We start from the raw sequence: 18426 nt of genomic DNA on the forward strand, positions 1-18426 counted from the left end.
TGGTCAACGTGGCCGATCGTTCCAATGTTGCAGTGCGGCTTCGTGCGCGAAAACTTCTCTTTGGCCATCGTCTCTTTCCTGCGGCAAGGCCCGCGGTGGCGCGGACCTGAACGGTCGCCCTCAAGTCGTCGAGCCGGGCGAAAGGCGCGGACCGCTTAGAGGGTCGCCGTCCTTTGATCAAGGGGCAGGTTTCACGCAGCCTCGCGGCCCCGCGCGCCGCCCCTCGGGTTCCGTCACTCGGCAGCCTTGACGTAATCCTCCGGCGGCGGACAGCTGCACATCAGGTTGCGGTCGCCGTAGGCGTTGTCGACCCGGTTCACCGGCGGCCAGTACTTGTCGATCCCGAGTGTGCCGGCCGGGAAGCAGGCGGCCTCGCGCGAGTAGGGGCGCTCCCACGCGCCGATCAGGTCCTGAACCGTGTGGGGAGCGTTCTTCAGCGGGTTGTTCTGGCGGTCCGAGCGGCCCTCCTCGATCGCCCGGATCTCCTCGCGGATCGCCAGCATGGCATCGCAGAACCGATCGATCTCGGCCTTGGTCTCGGATTCGGTCGGCTCGATCATCAGGGTGCCGGCCACCGGCCAGCTCATGGTCGGCGGATGGAATCCGCAATCGATCAGGCGCTTGGCGATGTCGTCGACGCTGATCCCGGCGCTCTTCTGGTAGGGCCGCACGTCGATGATGCACTCATGGGCGACGCGCCCGTTCTTGCCCGCGTAGAGGACGGGGAAGGCCGGCTCCAGGCGCTTGGCGATGTAGTTCGCGTTGAGGATCGCGATCCGGGTCGCCTGCGTCAGCCCGCGCCCGCCCATGAGCAGGCAGTAGCTCCACGAGATCGGCAGGATCGAGGCCGAGCCGAAGGGCGCTGCCGAGACCGCTCCCTCCCCGCCCGTTTCCGGATGGCCGGGCAGATGCGGGATCAGATGCGCCTTGACGCCGATCGGCCCCATGCCGGGCCCCCCGCCCCCATGCGGGATGCAGAATGTCTTGTGCAGGTTGAGGTGGCTGACGTCGGCGCCGATGTCGCCGGGTCGTGCGAGCCCGACGAGGGCGTTCAGGTTCGCCCCGTCGAGATAGACCTGGCCGCCGTGGGCGTGGACGATGTCGCAGATTTCCCGCACACGCACCTCGAACACGCCGTGGGTCGACGGGTAGGTGATCATGCAGGCGGCGAGGTTCGGCCCGTGCTGCTCGGCCTTGGCGCGGAAATCGTCGAGGTCGATGTTGCCGTGCCGGTCCGCCCCGACCACCACGACGTTCATGCCGCACATCTGGGCCGAGGCCGGATTGGTGCCGTGCGCCGAGGACGGGATCAGGCAGATGGTCCGGTGCCCCTCGCCTCGGGCGAGATGGTAGCTTCGGATCGCCAGCAGCCCGGCATACTCGCCCTGGGCGCCCGAGTTCGGCTGCATCGAGATGGCGTCGTAGCCGGTGACCGCGCAGAGCTTGGCCGAGAGGTCGTCGATCAATTCGCGATAGCCGGCCGCCTGATCGGCGGGGACAAAGGGATGGATCTCCGCGAATTCCGGCCAGGAGACCGGCAGCATCTCGACGGTGGCGTTGAGCTTCATCGTGCAGGAGCCGAGCGGGATCATCGCCCGGTCGAGCGCGAGGTCGCGGTCGGCGAGGCGGCGCATGTAGCGCGTCATCTCGCTCTCGGCCCGGTTCATGTGGAAGATTGGGTGCGACAGGTACTCGGAGGTCCGCACGAGATCCTGGGGCAGCCGCGGATCCGGCCAGCCCTCGTCGTAGCGCAGATGCTCGCCGCCGAAGGCACGCCAGACCGCCTGGATGATGTCGGGCCGCGTCCGCTCGTCCACCGTGATGCCGATCCGGTCGGAGCCGACCGTCCGGAGGTTGACGCCGTTCTCGACCGCGTTCCTCAGGATCAGACCCTGGAACGGCCCGACATCGACCGTGATCGTGTCGAAGAAATGCGCCGGCTCGACCCGGAAGCCGATCTGCCGCAAGCCCTCGGCGAGGCGCACGGCATCGCGATGCACCCGCTCGGCGATGGCCTTGAGCCCGCGCGGGCCGTGATAGACGGCATACATCGAGGCGATGACCGCGAGCAGCACCTGCGAGGTGCAGATGTTCGAGGTCGCCTTCTCGCGGCGGATATGCTGCTCGCGGGTCTGCAGGGCGAGGCGGTAGGCCCGGTTGCCCTGGGCATCCAACGAGACGCCGACGATGCGGCCGGGCAGCGAGCGCTTATGCGCATCGCGGGTGGCCATGTAGGCGGCGTGCGGGCCGCCATAGCCCACGGGCACGCCGTAGCGCTGCATCGAGCCGACCGCGATGTCGGCCCCCATCTCGCCGGGCGGCTTCAGCAGCGCGAGGGCGAGCGGGTCGGCCGCGACGGCCGCGATGGCTCCGGCCTCGTGCAGGGCCGCGATCGGGCCGGAGAAGTCATGGATCGCGCCGCAGACGCCCGGGTATTGGAACAGCGCGCCGAACACCGCCCGCGGATCGAGGTCCGTGAAGGGATCGCCCACGATGACCTGCCAGCCGAGCGGCGCGGCGCGGGTCTTCAGCACCGCGATGGTCTGGGGCAGGCATTGCGCGTCGACGAAGAAGGCATCGGCCTTCGCGGTCGCGACGCGTCGCGCCACGCCCATCGCCTCGGCCGCCGCGGTCGCCTCGTCGAGGAGCGAGGCGTTGGCGACATCGAGCCCGGTCAGGTCGCAGACGAGCGTCTGGAAGTTCAGGAGCGCTTCCAGCCGCCCCTGGCTGATCTCCGGCTGGTAGGGCGAGTAGGCCGTGTACCAGGCCGGGTTCTCGAAGATGTTGCGCTGGATCGCCGGCGGCATCGTGGTGCCGTGGTAGCCCTGTCCGATCAGCGAGACGAGGAGCCGATTCTTGTCGGCCGTCGCGCGCATGTGCTCGATCACCCGCCGTTCCGTGAGGGCCCGGCCGAAATCGAGCCGCTCCTCCTGGCGGATGTCCGACGGCAGGGTCTCGTCGATGAGCGCCTGGAGATCGGGCGCTCCGACCAGGGCGAGCATCTCGGCGATCTCCGCATGCGTCGGGCCGATGTGGCGGCGATTGGCGAAGTCGTAGGGGTCGTACCTGTCAGCGCTCATGGGAGATTCCGGCTCGACGTTGCGGTTGATGCGGCGAGGGGCTTCGTTCCGTGAGAGGCCCTTCGGAATGGCGTCCTATTTGGCGAAGGCCGCGTAGGCTGCCTCGTCCATCAGGCCGTCCATGGCGCCGGGGTCCGAGAGGCGGATCCTGTAGAGCCAGCCCGCGCCCTGCGGGTCGCTGCCGACGGTCGCCGGATCGTCGACGGCGGCGGGGTTGACCTCGGTGACCTCGCCGGAGACCGGCGCGTAGACGTCGGACGCCGCCTTGACGGATTCCACGACGGCCGCCGCCTCGCCCTTCTTGAGCGCGGCCCCGACCTTCGGGAGCTCGATGAAGACGAGGTCGCCGAGCTGCTCGGCCGCGTGGGTGGTGATGCCGACCGTGGCGATGTCGCCCTCAAGCTTCAGCCACTCGTGCTCGTCGGTGAATCTCAGCATGGTTCTGCTCCTCAGGGATCGATCGGGATCAGCCGCGCTTGAAGCCGGCCGGAACGAAGGGAAGGCGGGTGACGACGAGCGGGAGACGCTGTCCGCGCACCTCGGCGAAGACCTGCCGGCCGGCGTCCGAGAGCGCCCTCGGCAGATAGCCCATGGCGACCGGTGCCTGGACGCTCGGCCCGAACCCGCCCGACGTGACGGTCCCGACGGGCAGGTCGTCGTCCGCGCCCGCGAAGAGCGGAGCGCCCGGCCGGACCGGCACGCGGGTTTCGGGCCGCAGGCCGACGCGCAGCCGGGCCGGGCCGGCATCGAGTTCCGAGAGGATACGGGCTGCGCCCGGAAAACCTCCCGCCCGGGCGCCGGAGCCCCGACGCGCCGGAGAGATCGCCCAGCTCAAGGCCGCCTCGACCGGGGACGTGCTGGGACCGATGTCCGAGCCGTGCAGGCACATGCCTGCTTCGAGGCGCAGCGAATCGCGGGCACCGAGGCCGATGGGCAGAACTTCCGGGCTCGCGAGGAAGGCCTCCGCGATCCCCGCCGCGGCATCGGCCGGAAGCGAGATCTCGAACCCGTCCTCGCCGGTATAGCCGGACCGGGTGACGATGGCCGGAACGCCGCCGACCGCGACCTCGCGCGCATCCATGAAGCGCATCGCCGCGACCTCGGGGGCGAGGGGGGCCAGAGCTGCCTCCGCCTTCGGGCCCTGCAGGGCGATCAGGGCACGGGGCAGCACCTCGATCTGGATCGAGGCGGGCAGGTGGGCGCGCAGATGGGCCTCGTCCGCCGCCTTGCGGGCCGCGTTGACGACGAGAACGAACCGGTCGCCCAGGCGGGCGACCATGAGATCATCGAGGATGCCGCCGGACGCGTCGGTGAACAGCCCGTAGCGCTGGCGGCCCGGCGCGAGGCCGAGGAGATCGGCGGGAATCAGCGCCTCGAGGGCGCGCGCGATCTCCGCCGGGTCGTCGGCCCGGAGGGCGATCTGCCCCATATGGGAGACGTCGAACAGCCCGGCCGCCGCCCGGGTGTACAGATGCTCCTTGAGCAGCCCGGCCGGGTACTGGAGCGGCATCGCGTACCCTGCGAAGGGCACCATCCGGGCACCCAGCGCCAGATGCGTCGCGTGCAGCGGCGTCCGCTCAGGCTCGATCGATCTCGGGACGGGGGGGGCAGCCGGAGCGACGGGCTCGACAGCATCTTCGTGCATCTGGGTTCTCCACGACAGCCAGCATCGACAAAGCTCGGGTGAGCCATGCCTTGCCCCCATCTGTCGCGGTTACCTGAGAGCTTCTCCCAACCGCTTGCGCAGATTGGGATTTCTCCTTCGGTGGACGCCGTGCGGCGCCTCTCTCCAGATTGTCCAACGAAACGGTGATTGTGCCTGAGAGTTTCCGGGGGTGGTTGCTCCGTCGGCGCCATGGCTCGAACTGATCGGCTTGATCTGCGCGGCCTGGGCTCTCCCGTATCGTCGTTTCGAACGCGGTCAGCCTGTCATGCTGCGATGCGTTAGGCAAGGCGGGCCGACCTTCGGAAGGCCGACGCTCGCGCTCATGTGTTAGGCCGCATGCGCGGCGGGGCCATCGACGATGGCCCGAGCGTCGCCGAAGCGCCGGTGCGAAACCGCGCTCACGACCCTCTTCCGCTCACGGTCTGATGAGAAAAGATCGGAAACTGACGAGACGCCACGCTTTTCCGACGCATGTGTGGCCGCGCGGGCATAGGGCGCCCTCTCGCGAGTCCCTAAACTTGGCCGCATCAACCTCCGGCCTTCGGGACAGCAGACACATGATCAAGAAGCTTCTTCTCGCGAGTGCCGCCACGGCCCTCATCGCGGGCTCCGCCCACGCCGCCGACCTGCCGCGCCGCGAGCCCCCCCCGGTCTTCACGCCGATCCCGGTCTTCACCTGGACCGGCTTCTACGCCGGCCTGCATTCGGCCTACACCTTCACGGACCGTCAGCGCATCACGACCGTCGGCAACACCGCCGTGACCGCCGGCAACGTCGCGGCCGGGCGCCGGGTCCCCGCCGTCCTCACCACGACCGATGCAATCGCCAATATCGGCGGCGGCTTCGGCTACAACTACCAGTTCACGCCGGGCTCCGGCTTCGTCGTCGGCTTCGCGGCCGACTGGACCTGGACCGATGTCACCAAGAGCCGCTTCGTCCTCGGCGCCCCCCTCGCCGGCAGCGTCGTGCCGAACCCGGCCTCCTACCGTCAGAGCCTCGACTGGCTCGGCACCGTTAACGGCAAGGTCGGCTACGCCTTCGACCGGTTCATGGTCTACGGCCTCGGGGGCTTCGCTTACGGCAACGTCTTCTACGACGTGAACTTCTACACCCCGGGCAATGCCCTGCAGTTCGCCGGCCGCTACGACGATCTCTCGACCGGCTTTTCCTACGGCGGCGGCGTCGAGTGGGCGATCCCCACCGACAGCTTCCTGAACCGCTTCGCCATCGGCTCGCTGCTCGGCATCAAGTCCGAGGCCGTGACGCTCAAGGCCGAGTACCTGCACTACGACCTCGGCAGCCGCAACGTGCTGGTAGCGGCGGTGCCGGGCGTAGGCACCGGGTCCTACACGGCGCGCTTCCGGACCGAGGGCAGCATCGTCCGGGCCGGCCTGAACTACAAGTTCAGCGCCTTCTAAGCCTCTGATCCGGATCGGGATTTTCCGATCATCGAAGCGACGCGGGGGGCGGGCATCCGGAAGGGGTCCGCCCCTTCGTCCGTCCGGGGCCCGGGGCGCCGGCCACGGCGGGCCGGGCAGATCGCAGCGAGGAGGCGAGTGGAGCGGGTACCGGGAATCGAACCCGGGTATTCAGCTTGGAAGGCTGCTGCTCTACCATTGAGCTACACCCGCGCAAGCGGCGGGATAGCACGGCTCAGCCGGCTTGAGAAGGCGCCGCCGCGGCCCTCGGCGCAAACAAAAAGGCGACCCGTCGGGCCGCCTCGGACATGGAACAAATCATGAACGATGTTTGGTGGGGGAAGTAGGACTCGAACCTACGAAGCTTACGCAGCGGATTTACAGTCCGCCCCCTTTGCCGCTCGGGACATTCCCCCACACTGCGGCCCATCGGGCCGCGTGCGAGGCCCTTATGGTGAGGGGTGAGGCGGGTGTCAACCGGGCGTGCGCGCGATACGCGCCGGGTCGGACCCTTGCGCGGGAACGAACCTTGGGCGCGAACCTTGGGCGCGGACCTTGGGCGCGGACCCGTGCGTGCGGGATCGCCCGGCCGGAGCCGGCCGCCGGGTCAGGCGCTCGCCGCGAGATCGCAGATCCGGACCTGGGCGCGCTCGGCGCCGCGCCAGCGGTCGCAGGCGAGGGTTCCGGCGACGTGGAAGTCCCGGCCGATCCCGTTGAGCAGCGCCTGGCCGAGGGGCCCTTGCGCCGACCGGAACGCGATGGCGCCGATCGCCTGGCCGTCGAGGCTGCGCAGGCGGGCCCGGACATGGCCGTTGCCCACGGGGGCGACGTCGACGATGCGGTGGCGCGGCAGGGCGAAGACGGGCTCCGGCGCCCCCTGCCCGAAGGGACCGGCCCGCTGGAGCAGCCGCACCATCTCGGCGGTGGCGCCGCCGGCGCTGACGGTGCCGTCGAGGAGGAGCGCCGCCACCGACCGGGCGTCGTGGACGGACGCCGCCAGGGTCTGGCGCAGGTGGGCCTGGAAGCGGGCGAGGTCGGGGGCCCGGATCGTGGCGCCCGCCGCCATGGCGTGGCCGCCGCCCTTGAGGGCGAGGCCCGCCGCGACGCCGGCGCGCACGGCGAGCCCGAGATCGGCGCCGAGGATGGAGCGGCCGGAGCCGACCGCCGTGCCGTCCGGGCGCAGCGCGAAGGCGAAGGCCGGGCGGCCGAAGCGCTCCTTGAGGCGCGCCGCGATCAGCCCGACGATGCCGGGATGCCAGTCGGGGGAGGCCGCCACCAGCACCGGCCGCTCCGGGTCGAGGCCGAGGGCGTGGTCCATCTCGGCTTCGGCCGCCGCCACCGCCTCGGCCTCGATCGCCTGCCGCTCCCGGTTCAGCCGGTCGAGCTCGGCCGCGATGCGGGCCGCCTCGATCGGATCGTCCGTGGTGAGGAGGCGCGCCCCCAGGGAGGCGTCGCCGATGCGCCCGCCCGCGTTGATGCGGGGCCCGAGGAGGTAGCCGAGGTGCCAGGCCTCCGGGGGCTCCTCCAGGGAGGCGGCGTCCAGGAGGGCGGCGAGGCCGCGCCGGCCCCGGGCGCGCATCACGGTCAGCCCCTGCACCACGAAGGCGCGGTTGAGGCCGACGAGGGGCACCACGTCGGCGACGGTCGCCAGCGCCACGAGGTCGAGGGCGTCCGGGAGGGCGGGCTCCGGCCGGCCCGCCCCGAACACGCCGTCCCGGCGCAGGCGCCGGTTGAGGGCCACCAGGGTGAGGAAGACGACGCCCGCCGCGCAGAGATGGCCGAGGCCCGAGAGGTCGTCGAGGCGGTTCGGGTTCACCACCGCCCGGGCCGGGGGCAGCAGCTCCGGCGCGCCGTGATGGTCGAGCACGATCACGTCGAGGCCGAGCGACCCGGCGAGCGCCAGGGGCTCGTGGCCGGCGGTGCCGCAATCGACCGTCACCAGCAGGCTCGCCCCCTCCCCCGCGAGGCTGCGCATGGCGGCGGCGTTCGGGCCGTAGCCCTCGGTGATGCGGTCCGGGATGTGGATGCGGGCCGGGACGCCGAGGCCCCGCAGGTAGCCGGCGAGCAGGGCGGCGCTCGCCGCCCCGTCCACGTCGTAATCGCCGAAGACCGCGACGGATTCGCCCCGGCGCACCGCCAGGGCGAGGCGGTCCACCGCCGCCTCCATGTCGAGCAGGCAATCGGGGTCCGGCATCAGGTCGCGCAGGCGCGGGCGCAGATGCGCCTCGGCCGCCCCCGGCAGGACGCCCCGGCCGGCGAGCACGCGCGCCAGGAGGTCCGGCAGGCCGTAGGCCTGGGTCATGGTCGCCGCGTGGGCCTGCTCGGCGGTCCCGGCGCAGCGGTCGCGCCAGGGCCGCCCCAGCACCGAGGCGGTGACGTCCAGGAAGGCGCGCGGCGCGGGGGGATCGGGCAAGGCGGATGCGGCTGACACGGGACGGATCATAGCCGGATCGGGCCCGGGATGCTGCCGCCCGGATGAGACACCCGGGGAGGCGACGCGCCGGTGCCGCGGGACCGCGTGTCCCGGCCCACCGCGCGGCGCGTGCCGGCCCGCCGGGCTACGCATCCCGGGCCGCCGGAACGCGAAGCGGGGCGGGCGTCGCCGCCCGCCCCGCGCCCCGTGCCGGTCCGGACGCCCGGGATCAGAGGTTCTTGAGGATCGAGTCGACGACCTTCTTGGCGTCGCCGAACAGCATCATGGTGTTGTCGCGGAAGAACACCTCGTTCTCGACGCCGGCATAGCCCGAGCCCATGCCGCGCTTGATGAACAGCACGGTCTTGGCCCGCTCCACGTCGAGGATCGGCATGCCGTAGATCGGCGAGGCCTTGTCGGTCTTGGCGGCCGGGTTGGTGACGTCGTTGGCGCCGATCACGAAGGCCACGTCCGCCTGCGGGAACTCGCCGTTGATGTCCTCGAGCTCGAAGACCTCGTCGTAGGGCACGTTGGCCTCGGCCAGGAGCACGTTCATGTGCCCGGGCATGCGGCCCGCGACGGGGTGGATGGCGTATTTCACGTCGACGCCCTCCTTCTTCAGCAGGTCCGCCATCTCGCGCAGCGAGTGCTGCGCCTGCGCCACCGCCATGCCGTAGCCGGGGACGATGATCACGCGCTCGGCGTTCTTCATGATGTAGGCGGCGTCGTCCGCCGAGCCCTGCTTGACCGGGCGCGTCTCGACCTGGCCCTCGCCGCCGGCCGCCGCGGCGTCGCCGCCGAAGCCGCCGAGGATGACCGAGATGAACGACCGGTTCATCGCGTGGCACATGATGTAGGACAGGATCGCGCCCGAGGAGCCGACCAGCGCGCCCGTGATGATCAGCGCGAGGTTGCCCAGGGTGAAGCCGATGCCGGCCGCGGCCCAGCCCGAGTAGGAGTTCAGCATCGAGACGACGACGGGCATGTCGGCGCCGCCGATCGGGATGATGAGGAGCCCGCCGAGCGCGAAGGACAGGAGCACGATCAGCCAGAAGATGACCTTGCTCTCGGTGCCGATGAAGATCGCGATCAGCGCCACCAGGGCGATGGCGAGCGCGATGTTGATGGCGTGCCGCTGCGGCAGCATGATCGGCTTGCCGGACATGCGCCCGTCGAGCTTGGCGAAGGCAATGACCGAGCCCGTGAAGGTGATGGCGCCGATGGCGACGCCGAGCGCCATCTCGAACAGCGACTCCTTGTGGATGTGGCCGTTCTCGAGGATGCCCACCGCCTGCGGGGCGTAGAGGGTGGCCGCCGCGCCCGCGACCGCCGCGAGGCCGACGAGGGAGTGGAAGGCCGCGACGAGCTGCGGCATCGCCGTCATGGGCACGCGCTTGGCGATCACCGCGCCGGCGCCGCCGCCGATGCCGAGGCCGAGGATGATCAGCGCCCAGGCGCCGACGCCCGCCGGCGGGTGGCCGACGAGGGTGGTCAGCACGGCGAGGCCCATGCCGATCATGCCGTACAGGTTGCCCTGCCGCGAGGTCGTGGGGTGCGAGAGCCCCCGCAGCGCCATGATGAACAGGACGCCGGCGACGATGTAGAGGAGGGCGGAGACGTTCTGGGACATCGTCTCAGGCCTTCTTCTTGTACATGCCGAGCATGCGCTGCGTCACGAGGAACCCGCCGAAGATGTTCACGCTGGCGAGGATGATGCCGACGAAGCCGAAGACGCGGGCCCAGCCGGTGCCGTGCTCGAGATAGGGGACGCCGGCGGCGAGGATCGCCCCGACGATGATCACCGAGGAGATCGCGTTCGTGACCGACATCAGCGGCGTGTGCAGCGCCGGCGTCACCGACCAGACCACGTAATAGCCGACGAGGATCGCCAGCACGAAGATCGCGAGCTGGAACACGGTGGGGTCGACGGCGCCGTGGGTCACGGCGCTGACGCCGTGGCCGAGGCCGTCGGCGATGGAGGCCGCCTGGTCGGCGGCGCGGCGGGCCGCCTCGGCTGCGGCGCGGGCGGTGTCGGCGAGCACGCGGGTCTGGTCGACCGCCTGATCGGGAGGGAGGGTTGCCATCGGTGTCTCCGGCGGGATCAGGCTGCTTTGGGCTGGAAGGAGGCGTGCACGACATCACCGTCTCGGGTGAGGTTCGTGGCCTTGACGAGTTCGTCGTCCCACTTGATCGCGAGCGTCTTCGCCTCCTTGTCGATCAGGGTCTCGACGAAGGCGAAGAGGTTGCGCGCGTAGAGGCTCGACGCGGTGGCGGCGAGGCGTCCCGGCACGTTGAGGTGCCCGACGATCTTCACGCCCTTGTCGGTGGTGACGACCTCGCCGGCCTTGGCGCCCGCGACGTTGCCGCCGCGCTCCACCGCGAGGTCGATCAGGACGGAGCCGGGCTTCATCGCCGCCACCATGTCCTCGGAGACGAGCTTCGGGGCCGGGCGGCCCGGGATCAGCGCCGTCGTGATGACGATGTCCTGCTTGGCGATGTGGGTCGCCACCAGCTCGGACTGCTTCTTCTGGTACTCCGCCGACATCTCCTTGGCGTAGCCGCCGGCGGTCTCAGCCTGCTTGAACTCGTCGTCCTCCACCGCCACGAACTTTGCGCCGAGGGATTCGACCTGCTCCTTGGTGGCGGGGCGGACATCGGTGGCGGTGACCACCGCGCCCATGCGGCGGGCGGTGGCGATGGCCTGCAGCCCGGCGACGCCGACGCCCATCACGAAGACGCGCGCGGCCGGCACGGTGCCGGCGGCGGTCATCATCATGGGCATGGCGCGGCCGTACTCGGCGGCGCCGTCCACCACCGCGCGGTAGCCCGCGAGGTTGGCCTGGGAGGAGAGCACGTCCATGACCTGGGCGCGGGTGATGCGGGGCATCAGCTCCATCGCGAAGGCGCTGATGCCGGCCTCGGCGATCGCCTTCAGCTCCGCCTCGCGGCCGTAGGGATCCATGATCGCCACGACCACGGCGCCCTTCTTGAAGGCCGGGAGCTCCTCGGCGCCGGGCCGGCGCACCTTGAGGACGAGGTCGGCCTCGCCGGCCGCGGCCTCGGCGCTCGGCACGATGCTGGCGCCGGCGGCCTCGTACTCGGCGTCCGGCACGCCGGCCTTGAGGCCCGCGCCCGCCTGCACCACGACGTCGGCCCCGAGGGCCTTGAACTTCTTCACCGTCTCCGGCACCGCCGCGACCCGCGGCTCCGCGGGATCCGCCTCCGACAGCACAGCGATGCGCATTCAGGAATTCCCCTTCGATGGACCGCCTACGACTGCGCGATTCGACGCGGCTTTTCGAGGCGGGTGGCCCGGTTGATCTGATGGAAACGCTTCAAATGTAACGTAAAGCCGCCCCTGACCTTCACGATAGCGAAGACGAGGGCGGCGTCCCGGTCAGGCGAAGGCCAGGTAGAGGGCGAGCAGGACGGCGACCACGAACGGCGCCTTCCAGCCGATGGCGGGGGCGAAGGCGCCGACGGCGCCGGCCACGCTCGACAGCACCACGCCGAGGATCGCCGTCAGCCACGCCTCGCGGATGCCGCCCACCGCCAGGGCCAGGACCCAGCAGATCACGACGCCGGTGGCGATCTCCACGAACCGAACGAAGCCGCGATAGGTCTGCTCGTGCGTCTGTGCGTCCATTGCCGGGCTGTAGCTCACCCCGGACACGGTCTTCGTATCAGCCATCGCGCGCTCGTTCCCTTGACGTCGTCTTGCTTGATCCCGAGCGGATTTAGCGCAAGCCTTGGCGGCTCGCAATCAGCAGGCGGACCGACGATCTGTTGGGGCGGAGTTTCTGGTATACCAGAGCGCTTGTCCAGCGGATTCCTGCCCTTGCGGGCGGCGGATCGGGGGTTTTCGCACCCCGTCTCAGACTTTCGGGGGGGGTGAGCGCGCCGGAGCCGCGCGCCCGCGCCTCATCGCGGCCGCGCAAGGCCGTCATCGCGGCCGCGCAAGGCCGACCTGGGCCAGCGCCTCGCCCTGGCGCTCCGCGAGGGCCTCGAGGGAGAAGCTCTCGATCTCGGCCTCGAACAGCCGGTGGTAGTTCAGCTCCGATCGCAGGTGCAGGAACACGGCGCCGAGGCCGACCGCGGCCCGGTCCATGAAGACGAATTCCTGCGGCACCGTCACGGGGCCGCGCGCCTTGAGCGCCTGGTGCACCTCGAAGGCCTGGCGCCGGCCGTACTCGCCGGGCTTGACCCCGTCCGCCACCGTGCGGGTGCGGTCCTCGAGGAGCGGCCCATAGATGAAGCGGGCCCAGATGTTGAGGATGTCGATCAGCTCGCGGTTGAGGTTCTTGAAGCCCCAGACCTCGTAGGCGTGGACGATGCGGGGCTCGTCGCCGGTGAGGAGGCCCCGGTAGAGATCGACGACGCCGCCGACGAAGCGGGGATGGAAGATGCGCACGCAGCCGTAATCCAGGAGGTTGATCCCCCGCGCCTCGCCGCCCTCCGAGAACACCGTGTAATTGCCGAGATGCGGGTCGCCGTGGATGACGGCGGCGCGGCTGAACGGGTGCCACCACGCCTTGAACATCGCCTGGGCGATGCGGTTGCGGATCTCGACCGGGGCCTCGGCGAAGCCGAGGATGCGCTCGCCCTCGAGCCAGCCGAGGCTGAGGAGCCGCTTCGTCGAGAGGTCGTGGTGGACCGCCGGCACCCGCACGGCGTCGATGTCCCGGAGCACGGCGCCGTAGAGGTCGGCGTGCTTGGCCTCCCGGACGTAATCGAGCTCCTCGCGGACCCGGGCGCCGATCTCCTTGGCGATCTCGCGGGTGTCGAGCCAGGAATTCATGCGCCGGTGCAGCGCGAAGGCGACCTCGAGCTGCTTCAGGTCGGCCTCGACGGCCGATTGCATGTCCGGATATTGCAGCTTGCAGGCGAGCAGCGTCCCGTCGCGGGCGGTGGCCCGGTGGACCTGGCCCAGGGAGGCGGCGGCGGCGGGCCTCAGCTCGAAGCTGCCGAAGCGGCCCTGCCAGTCGGCCCCGAGCTCGGCCATCATCCGGCGCTTGACGAAGGCCGCCCCCATCGGGGGGGCGTCGGCCTGGAGCTTCTGCAGCTCGGCCGCGTATTCGGGGGGCAGCAGGTCCGGCACGGTGGCGAGGAGCTGCGCCACCTTCATGATCGGCCCCTTGAGGCCGCCCAGCGCCTGCGCCAGGGCGGCGGCGTTGGTGGTGCCCTCCTTGCCGAACAGGCGCGCCCCCGCCATCCGGGCCGCGACCCCGCCGACATTGGCGCCGACGCGGGCGTAGCGGCTCGCGCGGGCGGAGAAGCGGTTGGCTTCGGGGTCGGTCTCGGCCATCGGGGCTCTGCTGGGCTGTCGCGGGGAGGGGCTCGCGGGGAAATGGGGGCGCCGGGAAGGCGGTCGGGCGGATCGGTGGTGGGTCCGACCGGGAGATAAGCCGCCTTCGCCCGGGCGCCAGGGCGCTGGGTCCCTGCGTCGCGCCCCGCCTCAGGCCGCCGGCGCGTTGTCGCGGATCCAGCGGGTGAGGCCGCCCTCGTCGATCTCGCCCGCCGCGAGGCCGAGGATCATCACCACCGCCTCGGCCTCGTCGGCGACGAAGTCGATGCCGTTGAGGCCCAGGAAGGTCACGAGCGCGAGCAGCGCGGCGCGCTTGTTCCCGTCGACGAAGGGGTGGTTCCTGGCGATCCCGAAGGCGTAGGCCGCAGCCAGCTCCGCGAGGTCGGCCTCGCCGTAGGCCAGGCGGTTGACCGGGCGGCCGAGGGCCGATTCCAGCGCACCCGCATCCCGCAGGCCCGGCGGTCCGCCGAACTGCTTGAGCTGATGGGCATGGATGGCCTGGACGAGGTCGCTGGTCAGCCAGACGACCTCGCTCATTTGGCGAGTTCGGCGAGAGCGTTCCGGTAGGTCTTCATCGCCTTCTCGGCGATCCTCATGCCCGTCTCGAAGGTCGGGTCATACGGCGAGAGGCGCACGGAGCCGTCGGCATTCTCCGTCACGTAGAGCCAGTCTCCCTGCGCGAGGTTCAGGACGCCGAGCAGCTCCCGCGGCAGGATCAGCCCGGTCGAGTTGCCGATCTTCTTGACTTCGAGCTTCATGGGGCGCCCCCGCGGGATGTTGTACGGATCGTATAACACCCCGCGGGGGCGCGTCCAGGCCCCGCCTCAGCCCTGCGCCTCCATGGCCTCGAGCTCGGCGATCATGCCCTCGATCATGCCGAGGCCGATCTGCCAGAAGCCGGGGTCGCTGGCGTCGAGCCCGAAGGGCTCGAGGAGTTCGCCGTAGGGCTTCGAGCCGCCCGCCGAGAGGAGCGCGAAGTAGCGCTCGACGAAGCCGCCCTCCGCCTTGGCGTAGACCCCGTAGAGGGAGTTCACGAGGCAGTCGCCGAAGGCGTAGGCGTAGACGTAGAAGGGCGAGTGGATGAAGTGCGGGATGTAGGCCCAGAAGGGCTCGTAGCCCGCATCCAGGGTGATGGCCGGCCCGAGGGACTCGGCCTGGACCGAGATCCAGAGGGCGTTGATCTGCTCGGCGGTGAGCTCCCCCTGCTGGCGGGCGAGGTGGACCTTGCGCTCGAAGGCGTAGAACGCGATCTGGCGCACCACCGTGTTGATCATGTCCTCGACCTTGGCGGCCAGCATGGCCCGGCGCTGGGTGGTGTCGCGGGTGTTGGCGAGCAGGCGCCGGAAGGTCAGCATCTCGCCGAAGACGCTGGCGGTCTCGGCGAGCGTCAGGGGCGTGGGCGCCATCAGGGCGCCGTTCGGGCCCGCGAGCACCTGGTGCACCCCGTGGCCGAGCTCGTGCGCCAGGGTCATCACGTCCCGCGGCTTGCCCTGGTAATTGACCAGCACGTAGGGGTGGACGGAGGGCACGGTCGGGTGCGCGAAGGCCCCCGGCGCCTTGCCGGGGCGGGTCGGCGCGTCGATCCAGCGCCGGTCGAAGAAGTCCCGGGCGATGCTCGCCATCCGGGGCGAGAAGGCCCCGTAGGCGTCGAGCACGGTGTCGCGCGCCTCGGTCCAGGGGATCGTGCGCTGCTCCACCCGCGGCAGGGGCGCGTTGCGGTCCCAGTATGGCAGGGCCTCGACGCCGAACCACTTGGCCTTGAGCCTGTAGTAGCGGTGCGACAGGCGCGGATAGGCCGCCTGCACGGCCTCGACGAGGGCGGCGACCACCTCCGGCTCGACGCGGTTGGCGAGGTGGCGGGCATCCGCCACGTCCTTGAAGCCGCGCCAGCGGTCGGAGATCTCCTTGTCCTTGGCGAGGGTGTTGGTGATCAGCGTGAAGATCCGGAGGTTCGCCCGGAACACCGCGCTGAGGGCGCCCGCGGCCTCCTGGCGGACGGCGCCGTCGGGGTCCTGCAGCTTGTTGAGGGTCGGCTCGAGCGTCAGCGACTCGCCCCCGACCGTGAAGCGCAGCGACGCGATGGTCTCGTTGAAGAGCCGGTCCCAGGCGGCGTTGGCGGTGACGGATTTCTCGAGGAACAGCTTCTCGATCCGGTCCTCGAGCTGGAACGGCTTCTCCCGGCGCAGGTCCTCGAGCCAGGGGGCGTAGTGCGCGAGGGGCCCGGAGGCCATCGCGGCATCCATCACCGCGTCCGCGATCCGGTTCAGCTCGAGGGCGAAGAACAGGAGGTCGCCCGAGGCGTTCGTCAGGCGCTCGCGGGTGTCGCCGTAGAACTTGGCCCGGCGCTCGTCCGTGGTGTCGCCCGAGTAGACGAGGCCCGCATAGGACATCAGCTTGCCGAGCAGCTCCTCGATGCCCTCGTAGGCGCGCACCGCCTCCGCCAGCGCCGCCGAGGCGTCGGGCCCGCCCGCGATCTCCGCGACGCGGCCGGCGTAGCGCCCCGCGAAGGACCGGCAATCGGCCTCGGCGCGCTCAAGGTCGGCGCGGAAACCGGGTGCGTCGAGGCCGGAATAGAGGTCGCTCAGGTCCCATTCGGGTAGCGCCCCGAGGTCGACCGCGCGGGCCGCGGCCTTGGCGGCGTGGCTCCCATCCGCGCTGCGCGACGGTTCGGGCATCAGGACAGGCGCGACGGCACGGCTCGACATGGTGTTCTCGATCTCCTGGAATGCGGGACGCCGACGCCCCGCCCGGGGAGAGATATCGGCGCAATGGCGCCGCGATCAACCGGAGCCGCCGCGTCCGCGGCCGCGGCCCGGCGCCCCGCACCGCCGTCATGGCGTCGCACATGGCGTCGCACCTGGCGCCGCACCTGGCGCCGCGCCCGGTACGCTCGCGGACCCGCGGAAAAACTCGGATCGTCGTTAAGCGGGACTTTACGCTCTTGCGCGACCCTGCGGCTCGAAACGAAACAGCCCTCGGCCGCCGATGCGGGCCCGCGCCCCGGCGCGGGGCGCGCGGGTTCGGCCGAGCGGCTAGAGCAAGGGACGCCACCATGTCGACAACGGTCCTCATCGTCGACGACGATCCCGTGCAGCGCCGCCTCACCGAGGCGATGGTGCGCCGCTTCGGCTTCGACGCGAAGGTCGCGGAGAACGGCGTGGACGGGCTCGCGGCCCTGCGGGCGGGCGACGCGGTCGACGTGGTGCTCCTCGACCTCGTGATGCCGGGCGGCCTCGACGGGCTCGGGGTGCTCGCCGAGATGCGCAAGGCCGGCCTCGACACCCCCGTCATCGTCCAGACCTCGAACGGCTCGATCGACACGGTGGTGACCGCGATGCGGGCCGGCGCCGTGGATTTCGTGGTGAAGCCCGCCGGCGCCGAGCGCCTGCAGGTCTCGATCAAGAACGCCCTCAAGGTCGACCAGCTGGAGGAGGAGGTGCGGCGCATGCGCCGGCGCGCCTCCGGCTCCCTCACCTTCAAGGACCTCGCCTCGCGCAGCCCCGACATGGACCGGGTGATCCGCCTCGCCGAGCGCGCCGCGAAATCGAACATCCCGGTCCTGATCGAGGGCGAGTCGGGGGTCGGCAAGGAGGTGCTGGCCCGCGCGATCCAGGGCTCGGGCGAGCGCCGGGGCAAGTCGTTCGTCACCGTCAATTGCGGGGCGATCCCCGACAACCTCGTCGAATCGACCCTGTTCGGCCACGAGAAGGGGGCCTTCACGGGGGCCACCGAGCGGCATGTCGGCAAGTTCGTCGAGGCCTCGGGCGGCACGCTCTTCCTCGACGAGATCGGCGAGCTGCCCCTCGACGCGCAGGTGAAGCTGCTGCGCGCCCTGCAGGAGGGCGAGGTCGATCCGGTCGGCGCCAAGCGCAGCGTGCGCGTCGACATCCGCCTCGTCTCGGCCACGAACCGCTCGCTCCTCGACCTCGTCAAGCAGGGCCGCTTCCGCGAGGACCTCTATTACCGCCTCAACGTCTTCCCGATGACGCTGCCCCCCCTGCGGGCGCGGCGGGAGGACATCCCGGACCTCGTGCGCTCCTTCTGCGCGCGCTTCGCCGCGGAGGAGGGCAAGCGCGTCCGCTCGATCACCCCGGAGGCGATGGCGCTGCTGACCCGCTACGGCTGGCCCGGCAACGTGCGCCAGCTCGAGAACGCCCTGTTCCGGGCGGTGGTGCTGGCGGACGGGGACGAGCTGACGGTCGCGGAATTCCCGCAGATCGCCGCCCAGGTCGAGGGCTTCGACGTGCGCATCCCCCCGGCCCCGAGCCAGCCGATCCTGCCCGCCGGCGCCCCCGAGCCGGTGCGCGAGATCGTCCGGGTCGAGGTGCGCGACCCGCACGCCATGTCCCTCGTGGTGGAGGATACCGGCGAGATGAAGCCGATGGATGCCCTCGAGGCCGAGATCATCCGCTTCGCGCTGCAATTCTACCGCGGCCGGATGTCCGAGGTCTCGCGCCGCCTCGGAATCGGCCGATCCACCCTGTACCGCAAGCTCAAGGACCTCGGTCTCGAAGGGGACGAGAAGTCCGACGCCGCGGCCTGAG

The 18426-nt window shown here is 70.9% G+C and carries 14 protein-coding genes, 2 tRNA genes and 1 riboswitch; of the genes, 2 read left to right on the forward strand and 14 right to left on the reverse strand.

Annotated features, from left to right (window positions below; genetic code table 11):
- Window positions 1–233 precede the first annotated feature (233 nt).
- The 3 genes from gcvP to gcvT form a co-directional block, all read right to left on the reverse strand.
- Window positions 234–3080 carry an aminomethyl-transferring glycine dehydrogenase gene (gene gcvP, locus F6X51_RS22570; RefSeq protein ID WP_150965936.1) on the reverse strand — a complete coding sequence of 949 codons (2847 nt, stop codon included), beginning with the start codon at window positions 3078–3080 and terminating at the stop codon, window positions 234–236.
- A gap of 75 nt (window positions 3081–3155) precedes the next feature.
- A complete protein-coding gene (gene gcvH / locus F6X51_RS22575) occupies window positions 3156–3518 on the reverse strand; it encodes a glycine cleavage system protein GcvH (RefSeq protein WP_150965937.1) in 363 nt (120 codons plus the stop codon).
- Window positions 3519–3546: 28 nt separating this feature from the next.
- Entirely contained in the window at window positions 3547–4725 is a 1179-nt protein-coding gene (gene gcvT / locus F6X51_RS22580) for a glycine cleavage system aminomethyltransferase GcvT (protein ID WP_150965938.1), read from the reverse strand.
- Window positions 4726–4775: 50 nt separating this feature from the next.
- Window positions 4776–4883: riboswitch (glycine riboswitch) on the reverse strand.
- A gap of 420 nt (window positions 4884–5303) precedes the next feature.
- Between gcvT and F6X51_RS22585 the strand changes: the two genes are divergently transcribed.
- Window positions 5304–6164 (forward strand): outer membrane protein, encoded by an 861-nt coding sequence (locus F6X51_RS22585; protein WP_150965939.1) that lies wholly within the window; start codon window positions 5304–5306, stop codon window positions 6162–6164.
- Window positions 6165–6303: 139 nt separating this feature from the next.
- Here F6X51_RS22585 and F6X51_RS22590 read toward each other — a convergent pair.
- From F6X51_RS22590 to F6X51_RS22640, 11 genes are all read right to left on the reverse strand, one after another.
- Window positions 6304–6377, reverse strand: a tRNA-Gly gene (locus F6X51_RS22590).
- A 119-nt stretch (window positions 6378–6496) separates the two neighbouring features.
- Window positions 6497–6580, reverse strand: a tRNA-Tyr gene (locus F6X51_RS22595).
- Window positions 6581–6771: 191 nt separating this feature from the next.
- Window positions 6772–8607: a single-stranded-DNA-specific exonuclease RecJ gene (gene recJ, locus F6X51_RS22600; RefSeq protein ID WP_150965940.1), complete on the reverse strand. Its 1836-nt coding sequence runs from the start codon at window positions 8605–8607 to the stop codon at window positions 6772–6774.
- Between the two features lie 199 nt (window positions 8608–8806).
- Window positions 8807–10207 carry an NAD(P)(+) transhydrogenase (Re/Si-specific) subunit beta gene (locus tag F6X51_RS22605; protein WP_150965941.1) on the reverse strand — a complete coding sequence of 467 codons (1401 nt, stop codon included), beginning with the start codon at window positions 10205–10207 and terminating at the stop codon, window positions 8807–8809.
- 4 nt (window positions 10208–10211) lie between these two features.
- Window positions 10212–10661 (reverse strand): proton-translocating transhydrogenase family protein, encoded by a 450-nt coding sequence (locus F6X51_RS22610; protein ID WP_150965942.1) that lies wholly within the window; start codon window positions 10659–10661, stop codon window positions 10212–10214.
- 17 nt (window positions 10662–10678) lie between these two features.
- Entirely contained in the window at window positions 10679–11821 is a 1143-nt protein-coding gene (locus tag F6X51_RS22615; RefSeq protein ID WP_150965943.1) for a Re/Si-specific NAD(P)(+) transhydrogenase subunit alpha, read from the reverse strand.
- A gap of 153 nt (window positions 11822–11974) precedes the next feature.
- Window positions 11975–12268, reverse strand: coding sequence for an aa3-type cytochrome c oxidase subunit IV (locus tag F6X51_RS22620; protein WP_150965944.1), 294 nt, complete (start codon window positions 12266–12268; stop codon window positions 11975–11977).
- A 252-nt stretch (window positions 12269–12520) separates the two neighbouring features.
- On the reverse strand, window positions 12521–13882 hold the full coding sequence (locus F6X51_RS22625) for an ABC1 kinase family protein (protein WP_150965945.1): 1362 nt from the start codon (window positions 13880–13882) through the stop codon (window positions 12521–12523).
- Between the two features lie 150 nt (window positions 13883–14032).
- Entirely contained in the window at window positions 14033–14419 is a 387-nt protein-coding gene (locus tag F6X51_RS22630; RefSeq protein ID WP_150965946.1) for a type II toxin-antitoxin system death-on-curing family toxin, read from the reverse strand.
- Complete coding sequence (locus F6X51_RS22635) at window positions 14416–14640, reverse strand: AbrB/MazE/SpoVT family DNA-binding domain-containing protein (protein WP_150965947.1); 225 nt, start codon at window positions 14638–14640, stop codon at window positions 14416–14418. The genes F6X51_RS22630 and F6X51_RS22635 overlap by 4 nt, the downstream gene beginning before the upstream one ends.
- 66 nt (window positions 14641–14706) lie before the next feature.
- Window positions 14707–16587: a M3 family oligoendopeptidase gene (locus F6X51_RS22640; protein ID WP_150965948.1), complete on the reverse strand. Its 1881-nt coding sequence runs from the start codon at window positions 16585–16587 to the stop codon at window positions 14707–14709.
- A 347-nt stretch (window positions 16588–16934) separates the two neighbouring features.
- On the opposite strand from F6X51_RS22640, the gene F6X51_RS22645 reads away from it, so the two are divergent.
- The gene (locus F6X51_RS22645) at window positions 16935–18425 is read left to right on the forward strand and encodes a sigma-54-dependent transcriptional regulator (RefSeq protein WP_150965949.1); all 1491 of its coding nucleotides are present in this window, start codon (window positions 16935–16937) and stop codon (window positions 18423–18425) included.
- Window position 18426 lies beyond the last annotated feature (1 nt).

Source organism: Methylobacterium planeticum (genome assembly GCF_008806345.1).
GTDB classification, from domain to species: domain Bacteria; phylum Pseudomonadota; class Alphaproteobacteria; order Rhizobiales; family Beijerinckiaceae; genus Methylobacterium; species Methylobacterium planeticum.

Bases quoted from the DNA above. Each gene is read 5' to 3' on its own strand.
- F6X51_RS22645 (WP_150965949.1), top strand. From the start codon at position 16,935: ATGTCGACAACGGTCCTCATCGTCGACGACGATCCCGTGCAGCGCCGC.
- F6X51_RS22620 (WP_150965944.1), bottom strand. From the start codon at position 12,268: ATGGCTGATACGAAGACCGTGTCCGGGGTGAGCTACAGCCCGGCAATG.
- gcvP (WP_150965936.1), bottom strand. From the start codon at position 3,080: ATGAGCGCTGACAGGTACGACCCCTACGACTTCGCCAATCGCCGCCAC.
- recJ (WP_150965940.1), bottom strand. From the start codon at position 8,607: ATGATCCGTCCCGTGTCAGCCGCATCCGCCTTGCCCGATCCCCCCGCG.
- F6X51_RS22610 (WP_150965942.1), bottom strand. From the start codon at position 10,661: ATGGCAACCCTCCCTCCCGATCAGGCGGTCGACCAGACCCGCGTGCTC.
- F6X51_RS22640 (WP_150965948.1), bottom strand. From the start codon at position 16,587: ATGTCGAGCCGTGCCGTCGCGCCTGTCCTGATGCCCGAACCGTCGCGC.
- gcvT (WP_150965938.1), bottom strand. From the start codon at position 4,725: ATGCACGAAGATGCTGTCGAGCCCGTCGCTCCGGCTGCCCCCCCCGTC.
- F6X51_RS22625 (WP_150965945.1), bottom strand. From the start codon at position 13,882: ATGGCCGAGACCGACCCCGAAGCCAACCGCTTCTCCGCCCGCGCGAGC.
- F6X51_RS22615 (WP_150965943.1), bottom strand. From the start codon at position 11,821: ATGCGCATCGCTGTGCTGTCGGAGGCGGATCCCGCGGAGCCGCGGGTC.
- F6X51_RS22635 (WP_150965947.1), bottom strand. From the start codon at position 14,640: ATGAAGCTCGAAGTCAAGAAGATCGGCAACTCGACCGGGCTGATCCTG.
- F6X51_RS22630 (WP_150965946.1), bottom strand. From the start codon at position 14,419: ATGAGCGAGGTCGTCTGGCTGACCAGCGACCTCGTCCAGGCCATCCAT.
- F6X51_RS22605 (WP_150965941.1), bottom strand. From the start codon at position 10,207: ATGTCCCAGAACGTCTCCGCCCTCCTCTACATCGTCGCCGGCGTCCTG.
- gcvH (WP_150965937.1), bottom strand. From the start codon at position 3,518: ATGCTGAGATTCACCGACGAGCACGAGTGGCTGAAGCTTGAGGGCGAC.
- F6X51_RS22585 (WP_150965939.1), top strand. From the start codon at position 5,304: ATGATCAAGAAGCTTCTTCTCGCGAGTGCCGCCACGGCCCTCATCGCG.